The organism is Paraburkholderia sp. BR14374 (assembly GCF_040948685.1).
Classification (GTDB): Bacteria; Pseudomonadota; Gammaproteobacteria; order Burkholderiales; family Burkholderiaceae; genus Paraburkholderia; species Paraburkholderia youngii.
Genome location: NZ_JBFPKF010000006.1, coordinates 82,222 through 109,081 on the forward strand (window position 1 = coordinate 82,222; position 26,860 = coordinate 109,081).

General features: G+C 64.1%; 22 protein-coding genes and 1 pseudogene. 8 read left to right on the forward strand and 15 right to left on the reverse strand.

What is annotated here, in order from left to right:
- Positions 1-106: 106 nt before the first annotated feature.
- The 8 genes and pseudogenes from AB3X86_RS16225 to AB3X86_RS16260 all read right to left on the reverse strand — a co-directional run bounded on the left by AB3X86_RS16225 (position 107) and on the right by AB3X86_RS16260 (position 10,194).
- Positions 107-799, reverse strand: a pseudogene (locus AB3X86_RS16225) (phosphatase PAP2 family protein).
- 131 nt (positions 800-930) lie between these two features.
- Positions 931-2,643, reverse strand: a complete 1,713-nt coding sequence (locus AB3X86_RS16230) for a SulP family inorganic anion transporter (protein ID WP_368596734.1) — start codon at positions 2,641-2,643, stop codon at positions 931-933.
- Positions 2,644-3,301: 658 nt separating this feature from the next.
- Entirely contained in the window at positions 3,302-4,354 is a 1,053-nt protein-coding gene (locus tag AB3X86_RS16235) for a substrate-binding domain-containing protein (protein ID WP_368596735.1), read from the reverse strand.
- Positions 4,355-4,399: 45 nt separating this feature from the next.
- The gene (locus AB3X86_RS16240; protein WP_368596736.1) at positions 4,400-5,560 is read right to left on the reverse strand and encodes an ABC transporter ATP-binding protein; all 1,161 of its coding nucleotides are present in this window, start codon (positions 5,558-5,560) and stop codon (positions 4,400-4,402) included.
- A gap of 3 nt (positions 5,561-5,563) precedes the next feature.
- On the reverse strand, positions 5,564-6,481 hold the full coding sequence (locus tag AB3X86_RS16245; protein WP_176107785.1) for a carbohydrate ABC transporter permease: 918 nt from the start codon (positions 6,479-6,481) through the stop codon (positions 5,564-5,566).
- Positions 6,478-7,434, reverse strand: a complete 957-nt coding sequence (locus tag AB3X86_RS16250) for a carbohydrate ABC transporter permease (RefSeq protein ID WP_368596737.1) — start codon at positions 7,432-7,434, stop codon at positions 6,478-6,480. The genes AB3X86_RS16245 and AB3X86_RS16250 overlap by 4 nt, the downstream gene beginning before the upstream one ends.
- A gap of 8 nt (positions 7,435-7,442) precedes the next feature.
- Positions 7,443-8,681 carry an ABC transporter substrate-binding protein gene (locus tag AB3X86_RS16255; protein ID WP_176124735.1) on the reverse strand — a complete coding sequence of 413 codons (1,239 nt, stop codon included), beginning with the start codon at positions 8,679-8,681 and terminating at the stop codon, positions 7,443-7,445.
- A gap of 94 nt (positions 8,682-8,775) precedes the next feature.
- Positions 8,776-10,194, reverse strand: coding sequence for a GH1 family beta-glucosidase (locus AB3X86_RS16260; RefSeq protein WP_368596738.1), 1,419 nt, complete (start codon positions 10,192-10,194; stop codon positions 8,776-8,778).
- 276 nt (positions 10,195-10,470) lie between these two features.
- Between AB3X86_RS16260 and AB3X86_RS16265 the strand changes: the two genes are divergently transcribed.
- The gene (locus tag AB3X86_RS16265; protein ID WP_368596739.1) at positions 10,471-10,857 is read left to right on the forward strand and encodes an ester cyclase; all 387 of its coding nucleotides are present in this window, start codon (positions 10,471-10,473) and stop codon (positions 10,855-10,857) included.
- Positions 10,858-10,977: 120 nt separating this feature from the next.
- Here AB3X86_RS16265 and AB3X86_RS16270 read toward each other — a convergent pair whose 3' ends face one another.
- Positions 10,978-11,133 (reverse strand): hypothetical protein, encoded by a 156-nt coding sequence (locus tag AB3X86_RS16270; RefSeq protein ID WP_368596740.1) that lies wholly within the window; start codon positions 11,131-11,133, stop codon positions 10,978-10,980.
- A gap of 82 nt (positions 11,134-11,215) precedes the next feature.
- Positions 11,216-12,460: a DUF1479 domain-containing protein gene (locus AB3X86_RS16275; protein WP_368596741.1), complete on the reverse strand. Its 1,245-nt coding sequence runs from the start codon at positions 12,458-12,460 to the stop codon at positions 11,216-11,218.
- A 95-nt stretch (positions 12,461-12,555) separates the two neighbouring features.
- Between AB3X86_RS16275 and AB3X86_RS16280 the strand changes: the two genes are divergently transcribed.
- The 3 genes from AB3X86_RS16280 to AB3X86_RS16290 are packed head-to-tail and all read left to right on the forward strand — an operon-like array spanning position 12,556 to position 16,063.
- Positions 12,556-13,524 carry a helix-turn-helix domain-containing protein gene (locus AB3X86_RS16280; protein ID WP_368596742.1) on the forward strand — a complete coding sequence of 323 codons (969 nt, stop codon included), beginning with the start codon at positions 12,556-12,558 and terminating at the stop codon, positions 13,522-13,524.
- Between the two features lie 60 nt (positions 13,525-13,584).
- Positions 13,585-14,532, forward strand: a complete 948-nt coding sequence (locus tag AB3X86_RS16285) for a lactate dehydrogenase (protein WP_176107777.1) — start codon at positions 13,585-13,587, stop codon at positions 14,530-14,532.
- A 52-nt stretch (positions 14,533-14,584) separates the two neighbouring features.
- A complete protein-coding gene (locus tag AB3X86_RS16290; protein WP_368596743.1) occupies positions 14,585-16,063 on the forward strand; it encodes a DASS family sodium-coupled anion symporter in 1,479 nt (492 codons plus the stop codon).
- A 186-nt stretch (positions 16,064-16,249) separates the two neighbouring features.
- Here AB3X86_RS16290 and AB3X86_RS16295 read toward each other — a convergent pair whose 3' ends face one another.
- Positions 16,250-17,467, reverse strand: coding sequence for a DUF2252 domain-containing protein (locus AB3X86_RS16295; protein ID WP_368596744.1), 1,218 nt, complete (start codon positions 17,465-17,467; stop codon positions 16,250-16,252).
- 158 nt (positions 17,468-17,625) lie between these two features.
- Positions 17,626-18,585, reverse strand: coding sequence for a transcriptional regulator FtrA (gene ftrA, locus AB3X86_RS16300; RefSeq protein ID WP_368596745.1), 960 nt, complete (start codon positions 18,583-18,585; stop codon positions 17,626-17,628).
- Positions 18,586-18,693: 108 nt separating this feature from the next.
- Between ftrA and AB3X86_RS16305 the strand changes: the two genes are divergently transcribed.
- Positions 18,694-19,149: a rhodanese-like domain-containing protein gene (locus AB3X86_RS16305; RefSeq protein WP_368596746.1), complete on the forward strand. Its 456-nt coding sequence runs from the start codon at positions 18,694-18,696 to the stop codon at positions 19,147-19,149.
- Between the two features lie 152 nt (positions 19,150-19,301).
- Positions 19,302-21,386, forward strand: coding sequence for a putative bifunctional diguanylate cyclase/phosphodiesterase (locus AB3X86_RS16310; RefSeq protein ID WP_368596747.1), 2,085 nt, complete (start codon positions 19,302-19,304; stop codon positions 21,384-21,386).
- Here AB3X86_RS16310 and dapA read toward each other — a convergent pair.
- Positions 21,379-22,287, reverse strand: coding sequence for a 4-hydroxy-tetrahydrodipicolinate synthase (dapA, locus tag AB3X86_RS16315; RefSeq protein ID WP_368596748.1), 909 nt, complete (start codon positions 22,285-22,287; stop codon positions 21,379-21,381). The genes AB3X86_RS16310 and dapA overlap by 8 nt on opposite strands.
- Before the next feature lie 436 nt (positions 22,288-22,723).
- On the opposite strand from dapA, the gene AB3X86_RS16320 reads away from it, so the two are divergent.
- Positions 22,724-24,016 carry an aspartate carbamoyltransferase gene (locus AB3X86_RS16320; RefSeq protein WP_368596749.1) on the forward strand — a complete coding sequence of 431 codons (1,293 nt, stop codon included), beginning with the start codon at positions 22,724-22,726 and terminating at the stop codon, positions 24,014-24,016.
- 22 nt (positions 24,017-24,038) lie between these two features.
- On the opposite strand, the gene AB3X86_RS16325 is transcribed toward AB3X86_RS16320, so the two are convergent.
- Both AB3X86_RS16325 and AB3X86_RS16330 read right to left on the reverse strand, forming a co-directional pair.
- Complete coding sequence (locus AB3X86_RS16325; RefSeq protein WP_368596750.1) at positions 24,039-24,899, reverse strand: alpha/beta hydrolase; 861 nt, start codon at positions 24,897-24,899, stop codon at positions 24,039-24,041.
- A gap of 155 nt (positions 24,900-25,054) precedes the next feature.
- The gene (locus tag AB3X86_RS16330; protein WP_368596751.1) at positions 25,055-25,879 is read right to left on the reverse strand and encodes an NAD(P)H-dependent oxidoreductase; all 825 of its coding nucleotides are present in this window, start codon (positions 25,877-25,879) and stop codon (positions 25,055-25,057) included.
- Positions 25,880-25,949: 70 nt separating this feature from the next.
- Here AB3X86_RS16330 and AB3X86_RS16335 point away from each other — a divergent pair, with 70 nt between their 5' ends.
- Positions 25,950-26,858: a LysR family transcriptional regulator gene (locus AB3X86_RS16335; protein ID WP_368596752.1), complete on the forward strand. Its 909-nt coding sequence runs from the start codon at positions 25,950-25,952 to the stop codon at positions 26,856-26,858.
- The last annotated feature ends 2 nt before the right edge of the window (positions 26,859-26,860 follow it).

Consider the following 26,860-nt stretch of genomic DNA (forward strand, 5'->3'; position numbering starts at 1 on the left):
ATGAATCGGACGTTTTATTCTGATTTCATTAGACAGAATATTGCATGAGATGGCAATAGAGGGTGCTCGCTAATCTCAGATCACTGAAAGTGAGGCGCCGGGCGGGTCATAGATGCTTGAACACGCCGCACGCCAGAGCACGCAACTCTTCGAACTGCGTGACGAGTTGAAGGCACAGAAGGAAGGCGAGTATTGCCGAAGGTCCCCGATAGCGTTCGATCCATCGCAGCACCGGGGTCGCGTAGCGCTTGCGAATCGCATCGCGCGTCAGGATCAACGTGATCCCGATTCCCAGCGCGGCGCCCACCAGCAAATCGGTCGGATAGTGAAAGCCGAGATAGGCGCGCGGAAGGCAAATGAACAGCGCGGTATAGAGAAGCGCCAGCACGCCGATGCCCCGCCACACGAGGAAGATGCCGGTGGCGATAGCCATCCATAGCATCGCGTGATCGCTCGGGAACGAACTCCAATCCGACAACTGCGCAGCCTTGGTCGAGCCGCTTGCGAACTGCAGATGAAGTTCGGGGTTATAGATGGGACGCACTCTAAATGGCAACCAGTGCGCCAGCAGCCTTCCGACGAAGAGCGCCACGACACCGCTGAGAAGCGTCGCGAGCACGATTTCGCGCCGTCATTCGGCGCGTTCGTCTCGTTGAAACCAGATCCACCAAAGCACGGGAATCAATACCAAGCCTTTAAAGGAGTACAGGTCGGCGATGGCTTGTATCGATTGAGTCGTGAAATGACCGAAGCGTATGCTGGACAGATATGTTTCGATGCTCGAGTCGAAGCTGTTCATGTTTTTTTTTAATAATATCTGCTAACCGCAGCGAAACATCAGCCTAATCCAGCCAGGCGACAAGAAATGAGGCGCAGACAACGTCTGCCACCAACTTTTTGCTCGTTCCGATACCGCACGCGCCCGCCCCGTTATGGCGCCCCCTTCACCTGCTCATGCGGCTTCTCCACCCCCGCCATGCTCAGCGCCTCATGCAGCGTGCTGAAAATGCAGCGCTCCTCGACGATCGGCGTGATGCCATGCCGATCCATGTCCGAGCGCAAATAACGATTCACGCGCGCAAAGACCACTTCGATCCGATCGCGCTTGAGCGCCGAGCACAACTCGCCCACCGAGCGCGCTGCCGAATAATCGACATCCGTAATCGCGCTCGCATCGACGACGAACCAGCGCACGGCGTTCGGTGCGTGCTCGATCAGGCGGCGCGCGTCGTCGACGAAAAAATGATCGTTCGCGTAGAACAGGTCGGCGCCGAAGCGATAGACGATCAGCCCCGGCGCGGTCTCGATGCCGGGCACCGCCGGCACCGGCACCCACAAGCCGTCGCCGTTGGGCGCGAGCATCATCGTGTGCGGGCGGTAGCTGTGTCGCACGTGACGCAGCAACGACAACGCGACAGCGACCAGAATGCCGTGCTCGACGCCGATCAGCACGACCGCCGCCGCCGTGAACAACGCTAGCGCGAATTCGCCGGGACTTTCGCGGCGAATCGAAAAGAGCGACTGCACGTTGATCAGGCCGACCGCGATCGTAAACACGATGCTCGCGAGAATGCAGTGGGGCAAATACTGCAGATAGCGGCTGAAAAACAGCAGCACGATCACCACGACCGCAGCGAACACGAGCTGCGCGAATTGGCTGCGTGTGCCGGCTCGATCGGCCATCGCGGTCTGCGTCGGGCTGCCGTTGACGACGAACGCGCCGGAAAACGCCGCCGCCGCGTTGGCGGCCGCGATGCCGAGCAGGTCCGCGTTGGTATCGACCACCTCGTGATAGCGCTCGGCGAACACCCGGCTCGCGGCGGCGCTTTGCGCGACGATCATCACGAAGCACGACGCCGCGACCGGCACGAGATCGAGCGTCTGCTGCCACGTCACCGACGGAACCCGCAGCGGCGGCAAGCCGCCCTCCACCGGACCGAGAATCGAAATGCCGTGCGCGGCGAATCCGAACAGGTCGCTCGCGGCAATGCCTCCGACGACCGCGATCAACGGCACCGGCAGGCGCGGCCAGAAACGCTTGCAGACGAGAATCGCAGCCACCACGAAGAGCGAGATCGCCAGCGTCGGCCGATTGATCTGCGTGGCCTTGCTCACGACGAGCAGCAGTTGGTCCACACTGCGCGTCGCATGTCCGGGCACGCCGAGCATGTCTCCGAGCATCGCGATGCCGACCTGCACGCCGACGCCGGCGAGAAAGCCCAGCAGCACGGTGCGCGACAGGAAGTCGGCGAGAAAACCGAGCTTGAAGATGCGCGCGACGAGCAGCAATCCGGCCGTCAGCAGCGCGACCATCGCCGCGAGCGCCGCGTATTCGGCGCTCGACGCGGCTGCCATCGTCTCCAGACGGCTCGCGAAGATCGTCGCCGTGGCCGAATCGGCAGCGACGACCAGATGCCGCGACGCGCCGAAAAACGCGAACGCGACGAGCGGCAGGAATACCGTATAAAGCCCGGTGACGGCCGGCATGCCGGCAATGCGCGCATAGCCGAGCACCTGCGGTATATCCATCGACGCAAGCTGCACACCGGCCAGCGCATCACGCGCCGCCGCGATCCGGCTCAAAGGAAAAACGCCCTTCAGCACGCTCACACGTGCCGCCATTTTCTGCAGAGAATCTCGCATATGCGATGCCGACCCAAAACGAAGGTAATCGCGCATCGTGCCGCGAACCCGCACGCCAAGGCAAGACTTGCTGAAAGGTAAAACGGGCTATTGACGAAAACGAAAACGGGAAAGCAAAGCGAAAGGGCGCAAACGGTTGCCCCCTTTCAAATTGACGACGAACCAACGAATGCTAATCGCAATGCGAAAATCTGCACGGCACGGCCGCGGAAAGAACGCGTGAAGAAAATCTACCGTTTGAAACGTCCGGTCTGCGGATCCACATGGCGCGCAAAGCTAAACAGCGCAGCGATGCCGATCGGACAGGCGATCAGAAAGATGGCCAGCATCACACTCACCCCGTAACAACTTGTTACAGCCGAGTTTAAAGAAATTTGACGCAAGTTTAATGAGGGAAAACGCAAAGCAGTCTTGCGAAGAATTACGAGGACCTTTAAAAAACCGTCACATCCGTAAGTGAAAACGCGAATAAGCGCGCGACGGCTCGCGTCAAAAAACTCGAAGAAAATCCGTCGGACCTGAGAAAAGCCTCGCCGCGTATAGCTGGTAGCCGCGTCCCGGTTTAGTTCGCAAGTTCGAAACGGCGCCGGCATAACACAGCCGGGACGGCGCGCGTCCGCGCGCCACACATCACACCGCCACGATTAGGCAAATCCTTCTACCGGGTTGCGCCACGCGTATGTTTCTTCTGTATCGGCGCTGGCCCGACCGATTCGCGCATCGTCACGCTGACCGGAAACTCGCGGAAGATCTCCCACGTGGTGCCGTAACACTGGTTGATCAGCCAGCGCACCGCATTTTGCGTCAGCTCTCCGGTCGGAATATGCACCGACGTGAGCCCGGGCGCCGCGTACGCGGCCGAGTAGTCGTCGTCGTAGCTGATCACGGAAATGTCGTTCGGCACCGAAATGCCCGCCTGGTGAAAACGCGCGAGCACGGCGACAGCCATCGTGTCGTTCGCGCAGAACAGGCCGGTCACGCTCCGCTGCGTCTCGAGCAGCTTCTGCGCGGCCGCGTAGCCGCCTTCGGGCGAGAAGTCGGATTCGATCAGCAGGACGTCGTCGCGCGCAATGCCTGCTCGCGCGAGTTCGGCGAAAAAGCCGTCGATCCGCATCACGTTGTCCGACGCCGTAGCGGGCCCAGAAATCACCGCGATGTCGCGATGCCCGTGATCGAGCAGCGTGCGCGCCGCGAGTTCGCCGCCGCGCCGATGATCCGCGCTGAACGACGCTTCCGGCAACTGCTCGAACGCGCGATTCAGGAACACCATCTTCGGATGCATGCCATGCAGCATGATCAGGTCTTCGTCGTGCAGATCGTGGCTGATCACGACCACGCCATCGCAATCGCGGCCGATTAGAAAGCGCACTGCCTCGATTGCCTGCTCGCGCGGCGACACCTCGCCGCAACCGGTCGCGACCACGACATGCCGGCCGACCGCGCGCAACTCGGTGTCGGTCTGCTTCAGGATCGTGCCGTAGTACGGACCAAAGAAGGTCGGCACGAAGATGCCGATGATGCCTAGCTGCTGCGTCGCCATTGCCCGGCCGATCGACGACGGGCGGAAGTTCAGCGCCTCGATCGCCGCCTTCACGCGCGCCGCGGCATCGGCGGAAATCGGTCCCTTGCCGGAAATCGCTCGTGAAGCGGTCGACATGCCCACGCCGGCCAGTTGCGCGACGTCCTTGAGTGTTGCCACGCGGTTCTCCATCAAACCTGTCTCGACGAGCCGCTTCGCGCGTGACGCGGCGCGGCGTTATAAGCGCGCGCCGCTCGCTTCGTCGAATAGCGAGACATGCGCGGCGTCGAACGAGAACGCCACGGTGTCATCCTCCGCAATCGGCGCTTTTGTCTGATCGATCGACGCGATCTGTTCGCCATGATAGTCGAGCCAGATCACGCGGTGGTTGCCCATCGGCTCCATCAGCGAAACTTTTCCGCGCTCGCTGCCGCCTGCCGTGATATGCACGTCTTCGGCGCGCACACCGAGTACGCACGGCACACCGTGCGCGGGTGCCTGCGCGAACTCGTATGCCGACACGTCGATCCGCGCATTTCCGGAGCAGAAGTGGAGCACGCCGTCGCGCGTTTCGAGCGTGCCCTTCAGCAGATTCATCGCCGGCGAGCCGAGGAAGGTCGCGACGAACAGGTTGTTCGGCCGCGCATAGACCTCGGCCGGCGTGCCGAACTGCTGGATCACGCCGCCGCGCATCACGGCCATCCGTGTCGCGAGCGTCATCGCCTCGACCTGGTCGTGCGTCACGTAGATCATCGTCGCGCCGAGGCTGTGGTGCAGTTGCTTCAGCTCACGGCGCAGCTCGGTGCGCAGCTTCGCGTCGAGGTTCGACAGCGGTTCGTCGAACAGGAACACATCGGCTTCGCGCACGATCGCGCGGCCGATCGCGACGCGCTGCCGCTGTCCGCCCGACAGCTGCGACGGCTTGCGCTTGAGCAGCGGCCCCAGTTGCAGCATCTCCGACGCGCGTGCGACGCGCCTTGCGATTTCCGCCTTCGGCGTGCCGTTGATGCGCAGCGCGAACGACAGGTTGCGCTCGACGCTCATGGTCGGATAGAGCGCGTACGACTGGAACACCAGCGCGATGCGGCGATCTTTCGGATCGGCCCACGTCATGTCCTCGCCGGCGATCTCGATGCTGCCGTCGCTCGCGTCGATCAATCCGGCGATGCTGTGCAGCAGCGTGGACTTGCCGCAGCCCGACGGCCCCAGCAGCACGACGAACTCGCCGGCGAGCACGTCGAGATCGAGGTTCTCGATCACGGTGTTCGCGCCGAGCCGAATCGTCAGATTGCGGACCGCCACATTGGCGGGATGCGTGAGCGCCGCGGCGTCGGACGCGGCGCCCGCGCTTGCACCCGGCACGGCGGCCGCGTCGATCGTATTAGCCATGTCTGTCATGCCTTACCCCTTGACGGCGCCCGACGCAATGCCGCGCACGAACCAGCGGCCCGAGATGAAATAAACCGCGAGCGGCACCATCGACGTCAGAATGGTCGCCGCCATATTGACGTTGTAGAGCCGCTCACCGGTCGTCGTGTTGATGATGTTGTTCAGTTGCACCGTCATCGGCAGATTCTTTGTGCCGGCGAACACGAGGCCCAGAATGTAGTCGTTCCAGATGTTCGTGACCTGCATGATCAGCGCGACGACGATGATCGGCGTCGACATCGGCAGCATCAGCTGAAAGAAGATGCGCCAGAAACTGCCGCCGTCGATGCGCGCGGCCTTGAACAGCTCCTGCGGAATCGACGCGTAGTAGTTGCGGAACAGCAGCGTCATCACCGGCATGCCGAACATCGTGTGAATCAGCACGATGCCGGGCAGCGAGCTGAACAGATGCACGCTCGCGAGCACCCGCACGAGCGGATAGATCATCACCTGCACCGGAATGAACGCGCCGACCAGCAGCACGCCGAACAGCAGGCCCGCGCCGCGCGGCCGCCAGAACGACAGCGCGTAGCCGTTCACCGCGCCGACCATGATCGACAGCACCGTACTCGGCGCGACGATGCGCACCGAGTTCCAGAAGCCGACGCGAATGCCGTTGCAATCGAGCCCGGTACAGGCCGACTGCCATGCGGCAACCCACGCGTCGAGCGTGAAATGCATCGGAAACCCAAGCAGATTGCCGAGGCGGATCTCGCTCATCGGTTTGACCGACGTGACCAGCATCACGTAGAGCGGCAACAGAAAGAACACCGCCGCGGTGAGCAGGAACGCGTAGATGCCTAGGCGCGCCGGCGAGAACACCGAACGGCGAGGCCGCGTGCGCGCGCGCTGCGGCAGGCCGCCTTTGAGCGTGGAATCGAGCGTGTTCATTCTCTCTCCCCGCGCAGCGCCGCACGGCTGCGTGCATAAAAGAACGGCGCGAGAACCGCGAGCACCGTCGCGAGCAGCACGATCGATGCTGCCGACGCAAGACCGATATTCGCGCGTCCGAACAGATAGTCCATGATGAATTTGGCCGGCACTTCGCTCGCGGTGCCGGGGCCGCCCTGGGTCATCGCGACGACAGCGTCGTACAGCTTCACGACCATCACGAACAGCAGCACGAACGCGGTCGAGATCGACGGTCCGAGCATCGGCACCACGATGCTCGCATACACGCGCCAGCGTGGAATGCCGTCGATGCGCGCGGCTTTCCACAGCTCTTCGTCGATGCCGCGCAGGCCCGCGAGCAGCAGCGCCATCACGAGGCCCGAAGCCTGCCAGACGGTCGCGATCACGATCGTGTAGATGACCCAGTCCTGATCGACGATCCAGTCGAAGCGCGCATGCGGGAAGCCGAGGTTGCGCAGCACCTGCTGCGCACCGAGCGAGGGATTCAGAATCCACTGCCACACGAGCCCGGTCGCGACGAACGACATCGCGTACGGATACAGAAACACCGTGCGCAACGCGCCTTCCGCGACCACCCGTTGATCGATGAAGATCGCCAGCAGCAAACCGATCACCATGCACGCGACGATGAAGCACGCGCCATAGATCACGATGTTCTGCAGCGACATCAGCCAGCGGTCGTTGTGGAACAGCCGTACGTACTGCGTGAGGCCCGCGAAGTCGTTCGACGGAAACGTGTGCGAATTGCTGAGCGACACGCGCGCGGTCCAGACCATCGTGCCCAGATACGTGAACACGACGGTCAGGAGCATCGGCAGCAAGGCCAGCCAGACCGCGATCGAAAACCGCCGGTTCAGCTGCTTGTTTCGCGGCCTGGGTTGCGACTTGCCCAGTGGGTTCGAACCCTCGGCTGGCAGCTTGAGCGCGTGCATGGCGAGGCCTAGCCCTTCAGTGCGCTGGCGAACGCCTTCTGCGCGTCGTCGACGGACTCGTTCTTGTTCCAGAAGTTCGTCACGACGTCAGTCAGCGCACCTTGCGTATCGGGCGACAGCAGCATTTCCGGGTTCGGCAACTGGCGCGACTTGTCCTTCATGATCGCGATGCCCTCCTTCGCGCAGATGTCGAGGCTGCTTTCATCCACGTCACCCCGAATCGGAATCGAGCCCTTCTTCGCACTGAACGCAACCTGCGCGGACGGCGAGGTCATTACCGTGGCGAGCAGATTCTGCGCTTTGATAGCCGACGCGCTGTCGGTCTTCGGGAACACGAACACGTCGCCCGCAACCAGGTACGGCGAACGCGGACCGAAGCCCGGGAAGCAGCCGAAGTCCTTGCCCGCAGTCTGATTCGCCGCGAGGAACTCGCCCTTCGCCCAGTCGCCCATGATCTGAACGCCGGCCTTGCCCGAAGTCACGAGCGCGGTCGCGTCGTTCCAATTGCGGCCAGGCGAGCCCGGGTCGACGTAATCGTGCAGCTTCTTGAACGACACGAGCACCTTCTTGAACGCCTCGGAGTTCACCGCGTTCTGATCGTGATCGCGATAGACCTTCATATACAGGTCCGGGCCGCCCACATCGGCGAGCACCGCGTCGAACGTGATCTTCTCCTGCCACGGCTGACCGCCGAACGCGAGCGGAATCACGCCCGCGCTCTTCAGCTTGCCGAGATCGGCGATGAATTCGTCGTAGCTTTTGGGCTCGCTCGTAATGCCCGCTTTCTGGAACACCGGCTTCGAGTAGAAGAACCACGCCGGCATATGGATATCGACCGGCGCCGCGTAGAAATGGCCCTTCACGCGGATGCTATCGAGAATCGATTGCGGAAAAATGCCGTTCCAGTTTTCTTTCGCGGCGACGTCGTCGACGTTATTCAGGAGTCCCTGATCGATCAGATCGTGGAACTGCTTCGACGTATTGAACTGTGCGGCGGTGGGTGGATCGCCGCCGACGATGCGGTTGATCGCGGTGGCGCGCGCCTGGTCCCCGCCGGCGACCGCGTTGTCGACCCATTGGCCGCCGGCCTTGTCGTACGCGACGGCAAACTGACGAATTGCGGCCGACTCGCCGCCCGAGGTCCACCAGTGAATCACGTTAGCCTTGAGCGGCTCCGCGTGCGCGACGACGCCATACAGCGCCAGTGCCGCAACTACGCCTCGCAAGACCATTCTGTTGCTGTTCATTCCGTCTCCTCCAGGCTCCGCGCCCGTGTGTCAAGTCGAAATACCAACCAGCTCCACCCGGTTTTACATCGTTGCTGCGTCGTTTTGATTGTGTTTATTGCGCCTGCGCCTTGCGATCTTCGAGGAATTTCGACACCAGCTCCGCGCTGCGTTTAATCGTGCGCTTCTGCGTCTGGTAGTCGACGTGCACGATGCCGAAGCGCCGCTCATAGCCGAAAGCCCACTCGAAGTTGTCCATCAGCGACCACAGGAAATAGCCGCGCACGTCGACGCCCGCCTTGATCGCCTGATCGACCGCGGCGAGATGGCGCTTCAGGAACGAGATGCGCTGCGTGTCCTCGACGCGGCCGTCGATGACCTTGTCGTCCGATGCCATGCCGTTCTCGGTGATGTAGATCGGCGGCAGATTGGCATAGGTGTCCTTGAAGCCGGTCAGCAGATCGCGAAGACCGTCAGGGTAAACCTCCCATCCCATCTGCGTACGCTCGACATCTGCAAGCGGCACGTCCTTGAATCCATGACCGCCGTCGCTCGCCACGTTGGTGCGGAAATAATAGTTGATGCCGAGGAAATCGAGCGGCGTATTGATCGTGTGCATATCACCTTCGAGCACCAGCGGCTCGCTGCCCGGCCACAGCTCGAACAGGTCTTGCGGATACTCGCCCTTGAACAGCGGATCGAGAATCCACGCGTTGTGCTGAACTTCGAACAGTTCGGCCGCGCGACGGTCGGCGGCGCTGTCGCTATTCGGCGTGCCGCGCCCGACGTTCGCGACGATGCCCTTGTGCGAACGCGGATCGTTCGCGCGCAGCACCGGAATCGCGAGACCGTGCGCGAGCAGCAGATGATGCATGGCCTGCGCGGCGAAACGCAGGTTCGAGAGTCCCGGTGCGTGATGACCGTTGCCGTAGCCGAGATACGCCGAACACCACGGTTCGTTGAGCGTCGCCCACGCATCGACGAAGCCGTGCAGTTCGCGGCTCATCAGATCCGCGTAATCGACGAAACGGTACGCGGTTTCGCGATTGAGCCAGCCGCCGCGATCTTCGAGATGCTGAGGCAGATCCCAGTGATACAGCGTGACGAAAGTCGTGATGTTCTTCTCTTTGAGCCGTCCGAGCAGGCGCTTGTAGAAGTCGAGCCCCTTGTGGTTCGGCGCGCCGTTTTCGTCCATCACACGCGGCCATGCGGTCGACAGCCGGTACGCTTCGAGGCCGAGGCCCGCGAGCAGATCGACGTCCTGTTCCCAGCGATGATAGTGATCGCATGCGACGGCGCCGGTATCGCCCGCGAGCACCTTGCCCGGTGTGGCCGAGAACGTGTCCCAGATCGACGGCAGGCGGCCGTCTTCATTGACCGCGCCTTCGATCTGATACGACGCGGTGGCCGCGCCGAGCAGGAAGTCCTGGCGCCATAGCGACGAATCGGCGGGCGGTGTGAATGGATCGGAATGCGGGTCGCCGTGAGCGCTTGGATGTTCGGCGTCGACGACTGCGGATGCGTTGTTTACCACGGATTCTCTCCTGCGATGAGGTCGTTGAACCGGGTGTGGCGGAACTCGATGCGCTCTCGTTCGAACTTACGGTGAACACTTAAGTGGAAGCGCTTCCACACTGTCGAGTGAACGATAACAGTGGCGAAATCGGAGCAGCAATCCGGGTTTGTCTGGAGAGGGTTTCTCGCATCCGTGCGAGGGTATGCGGGGTGCATCGAGGGATGCCGCCATTCAACGCTAAATCCCAGATCGCCGACAATCTGCTTATCTACTTAGGCATGGAAGACGATTGCGATGAGCGAATTCAATCTGTCGAAACTCTATCGCGGCTATATCGCCTGTCTGAACACGCAGGACTGGTCAAAGCTGCGGGACTTCGTTGGCGAAGACGTGAAGTACAACGGACAACGAATCGGTCTGCCGGGCTATCGCGAGATGCTGGAAAGAGATTTCCGCGAAATTGCGGACCTGCACTTCGAGATTCAGATGCTGGTTTGCGAGCCGCCGCATATCGCAAGCCGATTGCATTTCGACTGCACGCCCATCGGCATGTTTCTCGGGCTTCCCGTGCAAGGCAAACGCGTCGAGTTCTGCGAGAACGTCTTCTACGAGTTCGGTGACGGCAAGATCCAGCAAGTCTGGTCGGTCATCGACAAAGCTGCGATCGAGAGTCAGTTGTAGCGGCGCAGGGACACGCCGCGCTCACGCGCTGCGCTGTGGCATCAGCCCGTCGCCACGATTGACGCTGCACTGAACCGCCCAGCGGCAGATCTATTTTATTTATCGAGCGAATGCGCTCGTCTACGGCTTGTCCTCTTCGCGATCGGGGTCGATGTCGGGATCGAGCGGCGGCGCGTCCGGGTCCTGCGATGGACCGATGTCGGGCAGATCCGTCTGCACGACGTCGGACTGATCCGGCCGGATCGGGTTTTCCTCCTTGTTCGGTGTGGTGGCCATGGCAGGTCCTCCTTGGGTCGTTGCCATGCTGAAATGGCAGCAAGTTCCGCTCCCGGTCCAGAGGCAGCCGTGTCCTTTCCGCTCACGAATCGAAGCCCATCTGCGCACGGCCAAGCTCAGTGAGATCGTGCGCCGTCGCGCGGCCGACGAAATCGACTTCGAAGTTATCGGCCGGAAAATCCGGCGGGCTCCTGCCTTCGAGAAAGCTCGGCAGTTGCCGCTTCAGGTACGCATCGTTTTTCGCGCAGGCCGGCAGCGAAGCGATATACATCACGTTGCTATAACCGTGGCCGCGATGCGCGTCCTCGACCGCGTGAATGACGTCGCTATGCCAGAACACGGTGTCGCCCGCCTGCATCAACGGAATCGACGACAGCGCATGAAACAGCGGCGCGTGATACTCGGACTTGATCGACAGCGCGCGACCCGGCATCGCTCCGCACAGATCGTCTTCGGCGACATCATCCTGAAGCGCGCGCAACAGGATGTAGACCATCGAGTTCGCCATCGGCACCAATTGCAGCGTGCCGTCGCCGGGACCTTGCGGCGTCAGCGCGGTCCAGCCCTGGAACGTGCGGAACATCGAACAGACGGCCGGCGAAGCGATCTCCTCGACTTCGGTGCGCCACGCGGCATCGAACGGATCGTAGTCGCGCCAGTGACCAGAGAACACATGGCGATAGACGTTGCGGAAATTCGGCTCGATCCAGCGCTCGACCGAACCGCCGTCGCAATGGGCCGACAATCCGAGCGATTCCGATCCGGGCGGCCGGCGACGCAGGCGGTCCGCATACACCGGCACATGGTTCGGATCGAAATGCACGCGCCCTTCGCTCTCGGTGCGCCACAGCCGGTTCAGGAACACGCGGGCCTGCGTGAGTTCGATCGATTGACGTGCGAGCACCTGCGGCTTCGACCAGTACACACCGTAGATTTGCGGCTTGCGCGAAGCGAGCTGACCGAAGTACTTGTCTTCCGCGCGATTCAGCAGCTTGGCGTCGAGGTCGTTGCGCTCGACGTATTCCGCGATGTCCTGATCCCATTGCGCGACGAGCGACCGGTCGAACACCCTGCGGATCACGCAGGCGCCGCGAGCTTTGACGAGCGCGATCTGCTCGTCGGTGACGCGGTTCGCCACGATGTCGGCGAACTGGATTTCCGGAATCACCGGCTCGCCGCGCTCACGCAGCGTTGCGATTCGCTCGGCCTCCTTCGTCATCGCCGCTGCGACGTCGGCGAACACTTCACGGTAGTTCGGCAGCATTGCGCGCAGTTCGCGCTTCGCTTGACGGATGGCTGCCGGCACGTCGTCGATTTGCAAGGCCATTGCATCGTCTCCATGGGGTTTCTGATGCTTGAAGCGTACGCGAACGAGCAGTGCGCGCGTGATACTATCCGGTCAATGATTTGACGATTTCGGACATGAAAGCCGCTTTCGAACATGTGGATTTTGGCCGGGACTGTTCGGTCAGGGTTTATCACCGCCGGCTGCCCCGCATCCCTTTCGAATGGCACCACCATCCCGAGTACGAGCTGACGCTGACGATGAACAGTCAGGGCAAGCGGTACATCGGCGACTCGGTCGCGACCTACGGCGCAGACGATCTGGTGCTGGTGCCGCCGAATCTGCCGCACACCTGGGCCTCGAACCGCTCGATCGACGCGGCGCACCCGCAGGTCGCGATCGTCGTCTGGTTCGACGGCGCGTGGCTGCGGCGACTCGCCGATGTCTGCCCCGAATACAACAGCCTCTGCGACCTGTTGCGCAGAGCGGCCTGCGGCCTCGCGTTCGAAGAGGGTGCCGGCGCGCGCATGCGCGAGCACCTGGACCGCCTGCTGTCCGACAAACCGCGCGAACGCTTGCAGGCGGCGCTCGACGTGCTGGATCTGCTGTCGACGCTTCCCGCCACGCCGCTCGCATCCCCAAGCGCATTCGCTGCGCGGACCGGCGCCGCCACTGGCCACGAATCCGATCAGCTCAATCGCGCGCTCGCATTGATCGAGACACAGTTCGCGCGTCCGCTGCGGCTTTCCGCGCTTGCCAAGGCGTCGGGGCTGTCCGAGCGCTCTTTGACGCGGCATTTCACGCAGCATCTTGGCGAGAGCGTCGGGCGCTACGTGACGCGTGTGCGAATCGGCCATGCGTGCCGGATGTTGACGGACACGCAAGCGCCGATTTCCGTCATTGCGACGCGCTCCGGGTTTGCAAACGTGGCGAATTTCAACCGGCAATTCAAAGCCGCCAAGGCCATGACACCGGTTGAATTCAGGCACCAGTTCGCAGACGCGCGGCGTGCCGGGCAACCGATGTCGCCGCAACTGACCGAGCGTTCGCCTTCTCTTCAGAGACGAAAAAACGCGCGCCGCCGCGTAGGACTAAGGTCTGATTGATGACAAACGCGCGCGTGCGACTATGCTTCGGGGTGAAACCCGAACTTGACGAGGTTCGCGATGCGGCAGGCCAAGATCGTTATAGTCGGCGCGGGGCTGGTTGGGGGATCGGCAGCCCTGTTCGTGGCGTTGGCCATTCCGAGCGCGAAAGTCGTCATCATCGACGTCGCGCGGGTGCGCGCTGAAGGGCAGGCTCTGGATCTCGCCCATGCCGCGGCATTCTGGGGGCACAGCCGGTTCCGCGCAGGGGACTACGAAGACGCGCGCGACGCCGACATCGTCGTGATCACGGCCGGCGCCGGCGTCAAACCCGGCGAGACGCGCCTGCACCTTGCCAGAACCAATGCGGAGATCGCGACCGAAATCGTCGGGCGCATTGCGCCGCTCGCACCCGAGGCCATCTACCTGATCGCAACCAACCCGTGCGACGTGCTGACCGGCGCCGTGTACGACCAGCTGCGTGGCGAGCGCGAGCGCGTCATCAGCACCGGCACCTCGCTCGACACTGGGCGGCTGCGCTCCCTGTTGTCCGAACGGCTCGGCGTGGTGGCCTCCGCGATCCACGCCTATGTGCTCGGCGAGCATGGCGAATCGGCGGTGATCCAGTGGTCGGCCGCGACCGTCTGCGGCATGCCCCTCGAAACCTTCCTGACGAGGAACGGCAAGGAGCTGGGCCCCGCCAGCAGGGATCTGATCCTGCGCTCCGTCCACGAGGCGGCCAAGCTCATCAAGGAAGGCAAAGGCGCCACCCATTACGGCATCGCCAGCGCGATAGGCAGGATCTGCGAGGCCATCGTGCACGACATGGATCTGATCCTGACGGTCGGCATCGTCCAGCCCGAAGTGGAAGGCGTACCGGACGTGTGCGTGTCGCTGCCGATGGTCGTCAATGGCGCGGGCGCGCGCCTGATCGCCTATCCTGAACTTGACCCTATCGAGCGCGAGGCCTTGCTGGGAAGCGCGCGCATCGTCAAGGAGGCGACGCAAAGCGTGCTTCACGAGCGGTGACGCTTTCTCGCGCACTCCGAAAAGGCCCAGCAACGCCGGCACGAGGTCCATCATGGCTCCCACACCTGCCAAGGTTTCACAGCCCACCAGCTCCCCGCCCGCCACGCCGAAGCCCTCGGTCGGACTGCCGGCGGGCATCTGGAAATATCTGGTGCCGGTCGCGGTCGGCCTCGTGCTGTGGTTTCTGCCCGCGCCCGCCGGCCTGCAGCCGAAGGCCTGGCATATGTTCGCCGTGTTCGTCGCGACCATTGCGGGCATCATGACCGCCCCGCTGCCGATGTCGGTGGTGGCCATCATCGGCTCGACCATCGGTGTGCTGGTCGGCGTTCTGACGTTCGCCGACGTCACCCGATCCACCGGCACCGACCTCGTCTGGCTCGTGATGCTCGCGTTTTTCATTTCACGCGGCGTGATCAAGACCGGCCTTGGCCGCCGGATCGCGCTCCTGTTCATGCGATTGCTGGGAAAGCGCACGACGGGGCTCGGCTACGGGCTCGTGCTGACCGAACTCGTGATCTCCCCCGCGATGCCGAGCATCACCGCGCGCGCGGGCGGCGTGATGTTGCCTATCACGCGAGCGATTTCCGAAGTGCTGGGCAGCCACGCCGACGATCCGGAGTCACGCGCGAAGGTGGGACGCTATCTGATCCTCTGCGCCTTTCACGCGAACATCATCACGGCGGGTATGTTCATCACGGCGATGGCGGGCAACCCGCTCGCGGTCAAGCTGGCCGCCGACCAGGGCGTGTCGATCAGCTGGCTCGACTGGGCGCTGGCGGCGTCGATCCCTGGTCTGCTGTGCCTCGCCGTGATTCCGATCGCGATGCTCTGGATCGCCCCGCCGCATGTCAGACGCACCCCCGATGCGACCGACCTCGCGCAACGGGAGCTCGCGACGATGGGCTCCATCTCGGTCAAAGAAATCATCATGGCGTGCATCTTCGTCGGCTTGCTGGTGCTGTGGGTGTTTGGCGACGATCTCGGCATCGGCGCGACGCTCGCGGCGGCGATCGGCGTGTCGTTGCTGTTCATCAGCGGCGTGCTGACCTGGCAGGACGCGCTGAACGAGAAGTCCGCCTGGGACACGATGATCTGGATCGGCCTGCTCATCATGCTGGCCTCCAAGCTCAACGAATATGGGATGGTGGCCTGGTTCGGCAAGGAATTCGGCCAGCACCTCGCGGGCTTTCCGATGCTGGCCGTCTATATGCTGGTGGCGGTGATCTATGTTTACATTCACTACTTTTTCGCCAGCGCCACCGCGCATATCAGCGCGCTGTTTCCACTTTCGATGGCGCTGATGGTCGCCGCCGGCGTCCCGCCCTTCGTCGCCGCGGTCTCGCTCGGCATTCTCAGCAACGTGAACGGTTGCCTGACGCAATATGGCATCGGCTCCGGTCCGGTCATGTTCGGCGCGGGCTACGTGACCCAGGGTGAATGGTGGAAGGCGGGCTTTTTGATGAGCCTGTTTTACATGGTGGCCTGGCTGGTGGTTGGGCCGCTTTGGTGGAAGGTGCTGGGGCACGTATGAGACAACGCGACTTTCGACGCGCGGACCGTACGGCCCGCGCGCACGTGATCCTGCTGCGCTTCCCGCTTCGTCAATCGCGGACGGGCGTGATTCGCGCAACTTCCCAGCTCGTCATCGAGCGGCGCCGATCACCGCGACGCCGTCAGCGGCGCTAACGCTCTCGCAGGCTGGCGAGACGAAGATCATCTACTGGCCCGCGCCGCTCGCCTCGAAACTCCCCCGGTCATAAGCCTCGCAATAAGCCTTCCAATCCGCCGCGACCTGCGCCTCGCACTGCGTGGCGAGATCGATCAACGGCAGTTGCCAATCGCGCCGACTGCCATACGCGATCAGATCATCGGCGATCGCCGACTTCTGCCGTCCTCCGCTGCGCAGATGCGCCCACGCGCTCAACTCGGCCATGCTGTTGATCACCGCTTCGAGCCGCGGCAGCTTGCCGTCCCAGTCGGCAAGGGCGACGCGATCTTCCGATGGCTGCAAACCGCGCAGCACATAGGAGCGCTGATTGAATTCGACCGCGTGCAAAAAGGCCTGCGAGACCGCCTGATTGCGCCGCTGCACCTCGACGACACGCTGCGCCTCGGTCTGCCACTTCGGCTGCGTTGCCTTCACGTGAGCACTGACCGACGATGACAGCGCCTCTTTCAGATCGATCAGGTAGTTGCCATCGGGCGAGCCCTTGCCCTCGACCAGAATCACGTAGCGATCGACACCGAGGCTGCCCGTGCCCGCGATGCGTCGCGCGACATCGAGCGTGCGGTAGAAGTCGGGATTCGGCTCCGTCGCCGCGAACCGCTGCATGAACTGCACGACCGCCGCGCGCCGCTCATCGCTGACCGGCAGCGCTTTCTTGCCGTCGACCTTAAGCATGCGCGTCTTGCCCTTGAGCACCGTGCGCCGGTCCAGATGCGCGGCGCGCGTGCGGCTCGCGAGCGCGACGAACAGATCGCGCACCATGCCGACCGCGGTCTCCGCTTCGATCCAGCGCGACTTGCCGTATGCGAACGCGGCGCTGTAGGCATCGAGCGCGGTGTGGCACAGCGCGAGCGCTTCCGCGCGGCTCAGCTTCAGGTCGGCCGCGCCGACCAGCACGCTCGTCAACAGACGCACCAGTTCGTACGGAGCCGGTGCGAGACAGGCTTCATCGAAGTCGTTGTTATCGAAGTAAACGAGGCGATTGTCGCCCTTATAGCTGCCGAAATTTTCGAGGTGCATGTCGCCGCAGATCCACACGTGCGGCGCGTCGTCGAGCACGCTCGCGCGCGGCAGTCGCTGATAGAACAGATGACAGGTGCCGCGCAGAAACACGAACGGCGAGCCGCGCATGGCTTTGTATTTCATCGCGAGCCGTTCGGGGTCGCGCCCGGCGTTGAAGCTGGCGATGATCTTTGCGATGTCGGACATAGCGGGTTCCGTTGAATTGAGCAAGCTCGGTGTGAGCTGCGTGCGTGCTGCTGTGACATCGGCGCGTGCCGCAAATTCAATGCCGGGTTCGGTGCGCATGCAGCGAACCCGGCGCGTTGAGCATCGTTGATCGCGGTCACGACGAACTCCGCGCGCGCTCACCCCTCTCCACCAAACCTGCGCCGATACGCCCCGGGACTCGTCAACGCGATCCGCCGAAAATGCCGCCGTAACGACTCCTCCGAGCCGAACCCCGCCAGCTCGGCGACGCGCGCCATCGGCAGCGGCGTCGCCGCTTCGAGCAACTCCCGCGCAAGCGCGACGCGCTCCCTGACGAGCCATTCATAAGGCGCCATGCCGGTCGCGTCGCGGAACTGCCGTTGCAGCGTGCGCGGGCTCATTGCCGCCCGCGTGGCCAGCGAGCTCAGCGTATGCGGCTCGGCCGCATGGCCGCGCAGCCAGTCCATCAGCTTCGCGATCCGTCCGCTTTCGTCGTGCTGCATCGGACGCGGCACGAACTGCGCCTGGCCACCCTCGCGGTGCGGCGGCACCACGAGCCGCTGCGCGACCCGGTTCGCGACCGCGCTGCCATGATCGCGCCGCACCAGATGCAGCAGCATGTCGAGCCCGGCCGCCGATCCCGCCGACGTGATCACCTGCCCTTCATCGACATACAGAGCGTCGGCCCGCACGCGCAGTTGCGGATAGCGCTGCTGCAACTTGTCCGCGTAGCGCCAGTGGGTGGTCACGGTCTTGCCGTCGAGCACGCCGGCCGCCGCGAGCACGAACACGCCCGAGCAGATCGAGCAGAGCCGCGCGCCGCGCTCGTAGGCCGCGCGCAGCCTGCGCAGCAGCGCGGCCGGCGGCACTTCGTCGGCATCGCGCCAGCCCGGAATCACGATCGTGTCGGCGTTCGAGAGTAGCTTCAGCGTGTACGGCGCGGCCAGCGTGATGCCGCCCGCCGCGCGGATCGGACCGGGCTCGCCCGCGCAGACCGCGAAGCGATACCACGGCACGCCGAGCTCGGGACGCTCGAGCGCGAACAGTTCTGTCACGCAGCCGAATTCGAAGGTGCAAAGCCGGTCGTAGGCCAGCGCGACGACGAGATGATTGTGCATGGCGAGATGTTACCGAAGATTGACGATCACGCCACTTACCGGCTGACCCGCCGCTCGTCACAATCGACTCGGCCACCAGACCACCCGATCAACTCCTCGTTCCTTGCCATGACTCACGACAATCTCACCAGCGCCCCGAACGCCGTCACCGCGATTCCCGCCGCCGACAGCGCCGCCGCGATCGCGCACTTCGACGCGTCGCTGCGCTTCGAAACCGATTGCGCCGACGTCCACGCCGCGCTCGCGAGCGGCGCGCCCGGCTTCGTGCTGCTCGACGTGCGCAGTCCCGCGCTGTTCGCGCAGGGCCACGTGCCAGGCGCGCTGAATCTGCCGCACCGCAAGATCATCGCGTCGAAGCTCGCAGCCTATTCGCCGGACACGCTGTTCGTCACCTACTGCGCGGGCCCGCACTGCAACGGCGCGGCGCGCGGCGCACTGCGGCTCGCCCGGCTTGGCCGGCCCGTCAAGCTGATGGCGGGCGGGGTCACCGGCTGGCTCGACGAGGGTTTCGCGCTGAGCCGTCAGGACGCCGGTCCGTCGTCCGACCCGCGCTCCGCCGCATAGCGCGGCCCGCCCTCGGACAAGCCTTCCAGTGCGGCTCCGCCTTCGTCCGCGAGCCCGTTTTGGCCCCTGTTGGAAAGGCGCAAATAAGTTAAACAAAATGCTAAGAGTGCCGATAAGATGTCAAGCCGCATTCCTCGCGCGGCGGACCCAACATGCAGAGTTCTTACAATTTATGGCTCGTGGCGATTTCGTTCGCGGTCGCGACGCTCGCGTCGTACACCGCGCTCGATCTGACGGGCCGCATCTTCCTGCTCGCCTCGGCGCGCCGGCGGCATGCCTGGCGGCTCGGCGGCGCGTTCGCGCTCGGCGTCGGCATCTGGTCGATGCACTTCGTCGCGATGCTCGCGTTCTCGCTGCCGATCCCGCTCGGCTACGACATCGCGATGACCGCCTGTTCGCTGGCTCTCGCGATCGGCGCTTCGTATCTGGCGCTCTTCCTGACGACCCAGCAACGCCTGACGCCGGCCCGGCTGCTGGCGGGCGGCGTGGTGATGGGAATCGGTATCGCCGGCATGCACTACACCGGAATGGCGGCGCTGCGCATGGCGCCCGCGATCCACTATCAGCCTGTATGGTTCGCGGCCTCGATCGCGATCGCGATCGGCGCATCGAGCGCCGCGCTGTGGATGGCGCGCGCGCTCAGCAATGAACACGAGCGTCATATCGCGCGCAAACGTCTGGCCGCGGCGCTGGTGATGGGCGTCGCGATCAGCGGCATGCACTATACGGCGATGGGCGCCGCGGATTTCGCGCCCGGTGCGATCTGCGGCGCGGCCAACGATATGGACGCGCAATGGCTCGCCACCGCGGTGATCCTGCTCACGTTCGCGGTGCTGATCGTCACGCTGATGCTGTCGCGCTTCGACGTGCGCACCACCTTCCTGCTCGGCGCGGTGTCGAAGCTGAACGGCCAGATCGTGCGGCTCGCGACGCTGGACGTGCTGACGGGCCTGCCGAACCGCGCGACGCTGACCGAGCGGATCGAGCGCGCGATTAGCGTCGCGCGCCGCCAGCGCTCGTCGTTCGCGGTGCTGTTCATGGATCTCGACGGCTTCAAGACGATCAACGATTCGCTCGGTCACTCGGCCGGCGACGCGGTGCTGTCCGCCTTCGCGCAACGTCTGCAGCAATGCGTGCGTTCGAGCGACACCGTCGCGCGGCTCGGCGGCGACGAGTTCGTCGTGCTCGCGGAACATCTTACCTGCGGCGAGGACGCGGCCGCGCTCGCCGACGGCGTGCTCGAGCGGATGCGCCAGGGCACGTGGAGCGACGAACAACCGCTGCAGGTGATGCCGAGCATCGGCATTGCGCTCTATCCGCGCGATGGCGAGAGCGTCGAGACGCTGCTCCAGCACGCGGACGCCGCGATGTACGAAGCGAAGCGCGCCGGCCGCGGCACCTACCGCTTCTTCGAGCGCAGCATGAACGAGGCCGCCACGCGCACGCTGCAGATCCAGCAAGTGCTGCACGACGCCTTCGCGAACGAGCGTTTTTCGCTGCTGTTCCAGCCGAAGTTTCAGCGCGGCGGCGACGCGCTCGCGGGCGCCGAGGCGCTGATCCGCCTGCATGATCCGGAACTGGGGGCGCTTACGCCGGCCGAATTCATCCCGGTCGCCGAGCGCTCCGGGCAGATCGTGCAGATCGGCTACTGGGTCGTGCGCGAGACCTGCCGGCGCATTCGCGGCTGGATCGAACAGGGCCTGCCGGCGATGAAGGTGGCGATCAATCTGTCGCCGCGTCAGTTGCTGCAGCCGGACCTCGTCGAGACGATCCAGGAGATCGTCAGGAACGAGGGTGTCGCCTGCGAGCAGATCATGTTCGAGATCACCGAGACCGTCGCGATGCAGGACGCCGCGCGCACCGTCGAAGTGATCCGCGCGTTTCAGGCGAGCGGCTTCGACATCTCGATCGACGACTTCGGCACCGGTTATTCGAGCCTCGCCTATCTGCAGCGCTTTCAGGTGAAGCAGCTGAAGATCGACCGCTTCTTCACCCACGGTCTCGACGCGAACGGCGCGGCGGGCAGCGCGATCGTGTCGGCGATCATCGCGCTCGCGCACTCACTCGAAATGGACGTGGTCGCCGAGGGCGTCGAGACTCAATCGCAGCTCGACAAGCTGCGCTCGATGATGTGCGACGAAATGCAAGGCTACCTGCTCGGCAAGCCAGTCAGCGCCGACGACTTCGGCGCCATGCTACGCAGCAGAACGATGGGCGCGAGCGGAGTGGCTATCTAGGCAGCGTCTCTCCCAACGCCGCGAGCCGTTCGATCAACGCCGCGCTCGCGCGCGTCATCGGCAAGCGCAATTCATTGCGCACCCACCCCGTCGCCGCGAGCAGCGCCTTCATCGGCGCGGGATTCGGTTCCGCGAACGCGAGCTGGATCTGCGGCACGAGCGCGTGAAAAATGCGCCGTCCTTCGTCGAGCCTGCCCTCGGTCAACGCGCGGTACAGCGCGACGAAACGCTCGGGCCGCCAATGCGCGGACGCCGCGATCGCTCCACTGCCACCCGCGCACACCGTCGAGAAGACCTCGAGGTCGTTGCCCGCGAGCACCTGCAGACGGCCGTCGCGAATCAGCGCGAGCGTCGTGTCGAGCGAACCGGCGCAATCCTTGATCGCCTGAATTCGCGGATGCGCAGCGAGCGTCAATAGCGTGTCGAGTTCCAGCCGCACGCCGGTGCGCTGCGGAATGTCGTAGAGCACGACCGGATGCGCGCTCGCGTCGGCTAGCGCGCTGAAATGCGCGACGATGCCGGCCTGCGCGGGCCGCGTGTAATACGGCGCGGCGATCAGCACGCCGGCAATCGGCAACGGATTCAACTGCTCGATCCGTGCGAGCATGCTCGTCGTGTGATTGCCGGAGACGCCGACCAGCACCGGCAACGGACGCCGCTGCGCGTCGGTGGCGTCGGCGGCATTGGCGGCGGCCTGCGCGGCGTCGAGAATCGTCGCGAGCACGGCGTCCTGTTCGGCGGCGTCGAGCGTGGCGGGCTCGCCGGTCGTGCCGAGCGCGACGAGCCCAGCCACGCCGGCGTCCGCATAGCGGCGCACCAGCGCGCGCAACGCGGCGTGATCGACGGCGCCGTCGGCGAACGGCGTAATCAGCGGAATCCAGATACCCGAGAAATCAGACATGTTTTCTACCTCGAAGACGACCGTATCGAATCCGGGTCAGCGGTGCGAGGGAGAACAGGAGAAAGCCGCAGGCGGGTGGTCGACCGGTCGTTCCGTCGCACATCTGACGACGGAACTGCGCGCTCCGGTCAGATGAGCGGCTGTTTTTTGGCTTTGGCGCCGACGTTACGCGAGACACCGTTCGCGCGTGCAACCGCCGCGCTCGCCAGGGCGGCGCGGGCGAAGGTCGACGAACGGAGCGGGAACATAGGGCCGGAGTGCATGAGCCGCAGTGTAACCGCGAAACCCGCGCGGCGGGGCCTTCGGCGCCTCACGAAGGAGCTCCCGCAGGAAAACGCTTGACATCTACGCGCCGGAAACTAATATACGCACCGCGTACATCAACGCGTTTTGCTGTCTGACTCCCGCCGACCCCACACTTGCGACAGGTGCCCTCATGAGCGTTCCGCAACAAGCCTTCCTACGCGATGCGATGCGTCGCCTGAACATGACGCGCGATACGTTCGCTAACCGCATCGGCGTGTCGCGCCGGGCGCTGGATACGTGGCTGCTGCCGGACGACTCGCAGGAATCGCGGGCGATGCCGGAAATCGTCGAGCGCTTCGTGTCGGAGATCGTCGCCAATACGGAGCCTGGCGAAGGATATACGCAAAGCGTAGACTCGCAATCGCTTGCAAGCCAGATGCTGTTCGAGGGGAAGCCGCAGTTGCTGTCGGTCGATCAGTTTTCGCGCGACTCGGTCGAGGCGCTCTTTCGCGTCGCCGACATCATGCAGCCGATCGCGCGGCGCCGCAAAATCTCGCGCGTGCTCGAAGGCGCGGTGCTCGGCAATCTGTTCTTCGAGGCGAGCACCCGTACCCGCGTGAGCTTCGGCGCGGCGTTCTGCCGGCTCGGCGGCTCGGTGTGCGACACGACCGGCTTCACGTTTTCGTCGATGGCGAAGGGCGAATCGATCTACGACACGAGCCGCGTGATGAGCGGCTATGTCGACGCGCTGGTGATCCGCCACCCGGAGCAAGGCTCGGTCGCCGAATTCGCGCGCGCGACCAACGTGCCGGTGATCAACGGCGGCGACGGTCCCGGCGAGCATCCGAGCCAGGCGCTGCTCGATCTGTACACGATCCAGCGTGAGTTCTCGCGCCTGGGCAAGATCGTCGACGGCGCGCACATCGCGCTGGTCGGCGACCTCAAGTACGGACGTACCGTGCATTCGCTCGTGAAGCTGCTGGCGCTGTATCGCGGCATCAAGTTCACGCTGATTTCGCCGCCGACGCTCGAAATGCCAGGCTATATCGTCGAGCAGATTTCGCGCAATGGTCACGTGATCGAACAGACGCATGACCTGCGCACCGGTCTGCGCGGCGCCGACGTCGTGTATGCGACGCGCATCCAGAAGGAGCGCTTCGCCGACGAATCGTTCGAAGGCTACACGCCCGACTTCCAGATCAACCAGGCGCTCGTCGATAGCGTGTGCGGCGCCGACACGCTGATCATGCACCCGCTGCCGCGCGACAGCCGGCCCGGCGCGAACGATCTGAGCACCGACCTCAATCACGATTCACGGCTCGCGATTTTCCGGCAGACCGACAACGGCATTCCAGTGCGGATGGCGATTTTCGCGGTACTGCTCGGCGTCGACAAACAGGTCCAGCATTCGATGCGCGATGCCACGTGGCGCCCGCCCGTCTACCTGGGACCGGACGACGCGGTATTTCACGGAATCGACTGACGCGGACAGCCGCGTGGGCCGCTCAAGCCGCGGCCGCGGCGCGCGCGTCACGCATTTCGCGGGCCGCCTGCCTGAACGTGCCGGCAAAGAACAGCACCTGGTATTTGACCGCGTTCGACCAGTACTTCCATGTATGGCCGCCGGGCCGCTCGGCGTAATCGTGCGGCACGCCGAGTTCGACGAGCCGCTCGTGCAGCAGACGGTTCGACTGCACGAGCGAGTCGTTCGCGCCGCAATCGATCGTCAGTGCGATATGGTCGCGGCCGAATTCCTCCGCATTGGCGACGATCGCTTCGCTATCCCAGAAGTCCGCATGTTCGGACGGGTCGCCGAACACCCGTGCGATGCCGGGCTCGTCCTCGCTGCTGCGCGGGTCCACCGCACCGCTGATGCTGCCCGCCGCGCCGAACGCATCGGGCATGTCGAGCGCGATGCGTAGCGCGCCGAATCCACCCATGCTCAAGCCTGTGATCGCGCGCGCCTGCCTCGTGGCGATCGTGCGGAAATGGCTGTCGATATAGCCCACCACTTCGGTGCCCACGTAGGTTTCATAGCGACTGCGCGGATCGACGGGACTATCGATGTACCAGCTATCGCGGCCGCCGTCGGGCATCACGAGGATCACGTGATAGCGATCGGCGAGCTTGCCGATATGCGAATTCGCGGTCCAGTCCGTGTAATCGCCGCCTGAGCCGTGCAGAACATAGACGACCGGAAAGCGCGCGGCCTGGTTGCCGCGCGCGTACTGATCGGGCAGCACGACGGTGGCGTCGAACGTACGATGCATCGCCGCGCTCGGGATCGTGACGACGCGCGACTGGAACGCCCACGCCGGCGATGCGATCAGCATCAAAATGAGCCAGAACCTACGAACTGGATTCATGGTGGGTCGCCCTTCGCTCGTTTCAGCTACGCTCCGGCTGCTTACCTTCGTCAGGCATCCAGAATAAAGCCGTCCTGGCATGCTTCGGCCTGTGTACGCCGACGACTCTAGCAATGGCGACTTACAACCAAATTTCAGCGAAACATACGATCCAGTCAGGCTTCCGCCGCTTCGTTCGCTTGCGTTGCGCTCGCCGCGCCGACATCTTCGACGTGCACGGCAAACCCGACCTGCCCCGGCGCCAGATCGTCCCGCAATGTGAGCGCCGGAATCTCATACGCACCGCCGTTCTGCGGCCGGAACGCGATCGGCGCGCTCGTCCACAGCGTGTCGAGCCGTCGCCCGAGCGCCGCGCTGACCTCGGCATACTTCGCGTCGTCGACACGGCTCGTGCGATAGACGACGAACGGCGGCAATACGTCGAAGCCCGGGTAATACAGCACGCCGTGCTGGATCGGGAACAGCACGTCGTCGATCGGACCGTTGATGCCGCGCGCGCTGTAGTGCGACTCCCACCCGCCCGTCGTGACGACCAGCATCGCGCGCTTGCCCGCGAAACGGCCCTCGCCGTAACGCTCGCCCCAGCGCGCATCGGAATGTTCGCCGACGCCGTACGCGAGACCGTACGCATAGACGCGCTCCACCCAGCCCTTCATGATCGCCGGCATCGAGAACCACCACAGCGGAAACTGCAGGATCACCGCATCGGCCCACTTCAGTTTGTCCTGCTCGCGCGCGATGTCCTCGCGCTGCAAGCCGTTCTCGAACGCATGCTTCGATTCGAGCGACGCGAAGAAGCGCTCGGCGCTATGACGCTCGATGGTGTCGTGTGCATCGAGCGATGCTTTCCAGTTCATCGCGTACAGATCGGACACCTGCACCGTATGGCCGGCCCGCTCGAGATGACGGACTGCGAAGTCCTTCAGCGAACCGTTCAACGATTTCGGTTCGGGATGCGCATAGATGATAAGAACGTTCATGACGAAACCTTCGTGGCTGAAAACAGTCACGATAGCCATTGCCGAGGTATATTGGAAATGAATTCGGAATATGCCAGGTATTGCCGTGGTTAATCTCAGAAGACTCGACCTGAACCTGTTGGTCACGCTCGATATGCTGCTCGAAGAGCACAACGTGACTCGCGCCGCCGAACGGCTGAACTTCTCGCAGCCTTCGGTCAGCGTGCATCTGGCGAAACTGCGCGACGTATTCGGCGATCCGCTGCTATTGCCCGGACCGCGCGGCATGCGGCCCACCGCGAAAGCGCAGGCACTGCGCGAGCCGCTACGCGAAGCGCTCGAAACACTGCAGCGCGCGGTCGCGCCAACCAGCCCGTTCGATCCGGCCGCGGCGACGCAAACCTGGCGCATCGCCGCAACGGACTACGCGGAGTCGACGATCATCCTGCCGATGCTGGCGGGCTTGCGCGCGGCGGCACCCGGCACGCGTCTCGCGATCGTCGAGGCGGTGCCGCCGCGGCTCGCTCGCCAGGCCGAACAGGGCGACATCGATATCGGCTTTCATACCAGCGAAGGCGCGCCCGAAGGCTTGCGCCGTCGCGTGCTGTTTGCCGAGCGCTACGTGCTGGTTGGCCGCGCGGGTCATCCGAAGCTGAAGCGCCGGCCCACTCTGGCGCAGTTCTGCAAGCTCGAACACGTGATCGTGTCGCCCGATGGCGGCGGCTTTTTCGGCGTCACCGACGAGACGCTCGCAAAGCTGGGGCTCGCGCGCAAGGTCGTGCTGTCGGTGCCGCACTTTCTGTTCATGCAGTCGGTGCTCGCGAGCACCGATCTCGTGGGGATGCTGCCCGCGCGTCTCGTGCGCGGCTCGGACACGTTGCGGATGGTCGAGCCGCCGGTCGAGGTGCCGGGCTACGAGATGGCGATGCTCTGGCATGAGCGTGTGCATCGCGATCCCGCGCATCAATGGTTGCGGGAGTTTATTGCGGCGTCGGTTTGAAC

Bases quoted from the DNA above. Each gene is read 5' to 3' on its own strand.
- AB3X86_RS16230 (WP_368596734.1), bottom strand. From the start codon at position 2,643: ATGCGAGATTCTCTGCAGAAAATGGCGGCACGTGTGAGCGTGCTGAAG.
- AB3X86_RS16235 (WP_368596735.1), bottom strand. From the start codon at position 4,354: ATGGAGAACCGCGTGGCAACACTCAAGGACGTCGCGCAACTGGCCGGC.
- AB3X86_RS16240 (WP_368596736.1), bottom strand. From the start codon at position 5,560: ATGACAGACATGGCTAATACGATCGACGCGGCCGCCGTGCCGGGTGCA.
- AB3X86_RS16245 (WP_176107785.1), bottom strand. From the start codon at position 6,481: ATGAACACGCTCGATTCCACGCTCAAAGGCGGCCTGCCGCAGCGCGCG.
- AB3X86_RS16250 (WP_368596737.1), bottom strand. From the start codon at position 7,434: ATGCACGCGCTCAAGCTGCCAGCCGAGGGTTCGAACCCACTGGGCAAG.
- AB3X86_RS16255 (WP_176124735.1), bottom strand. From the start codon at position 8,681: ATGAACAGCAACAGAATGGTCTTGCGAGGCGTAGTTGCGGCACTGGCG.
- AB3X86_RS16265 (WP_368596739.1), top strand. From the start codon at position 10,471: ATGAGCGAATTCAATCTGTCGAAACTCTATCGCGGCTATATCGCCTGT.
- AB3X86_RS16270 (WP_368596740.1), bottom strand. From the start codon at position 11,133: ATGGCCACCACACCGAACAAGGAGGAAAACCCGATCCGGCCGGATCAG.
- AB3X86_RS16275 (WP_368596741.1), bottom strand. From the start codon at position 12,460: ATGGCCTTGCAAATCGACGACGTGCCGGCAGCCATCCGTCAAGCGAAG.
- AB3X86_RS16280 (WP_368596742.1), top strand. From the start codon at position 12,556: ATGAAAGCCGCTTTCGAACATGTGGATTTTGGCCGGGACTGTTCGGTC.
- AB3X86_RS16285 (WP_176107777.1), top strand. From the start codon at position 13,585: ATGCGGCAGGCCAAGATCGTTATAGTCGGCGCGGGGCTGGTTGGGGGA.
- AB3X86_RS16290 (WP_368596743.1), top strand. From the start codon at position 14,585: ATGGCTCCCACACCTGCCAAGGTTTCACAGCCCACCAGCTCCCCGCCC.
- AB3X86_RS16295 (WP_368596744.1), bottom strand. From the start codon at position 17,467: ATGTCCGACATCGCAAAGATCATCGCCAGCTTCAACGCCGGGCGCGAC.
- ftrA (WP_368596745.1), bottom strand. From the start codon at position 18,585: ATGCACAATCATCTCGTCGTCGCGCTGGCCTACGACCGGCTTTGCACC.
- AB3X86_RS16305 (WP_368596746.1), top strand. From the start codon at position 18,694: ATGACTCACGACAATCTCACCAGCGCCCCGAACGCCGTCACCGCGATT.
- AB3X86_RS16310 (WP_368596747.1), top strand. From the start codon at position 19,302: ATGCAGAGTTCTTACAATTTATGGCTCGTGGCGATTTCGTTCGCGGTC.
- dapA (WP_368596748.1), bottom strand. From the start codon at position 22,287: ATGTCTGATTTCTCGGGTATCTGGATTCCGCTGATTACGCCGTTCGCC.
- AB3X86_RS16320 (WP_368596749.1), top strand. From the start codon at position 22,724: ATGAGCGTTCCGCAACAAGCCTTCCTACGCGATGCGATGCGTCGCCTG.
- AB3X86_RS16325 (WP_368596750.1), bottom strand. From the start codon at position 24,899: ATGAATCCAGTTCGTAGGTTCTGGCTCATTTTGATGCTGATCGCATCG.
- AB3X86_RS16330 (WP_368596751.1), bottom strand. From the start codon at position 25,879: ATGAACGTTCTTATCATCTATGCGCATCCCGAACCGAAATCGTTGAAC.
- AB3X86_RS16335 (WP_368596752.1), top strand. From the start codon at position 25,950: ATGCCAGGTATTGCCGTGGTTAATCTCAGAAGACTCGACCTGAACCTG.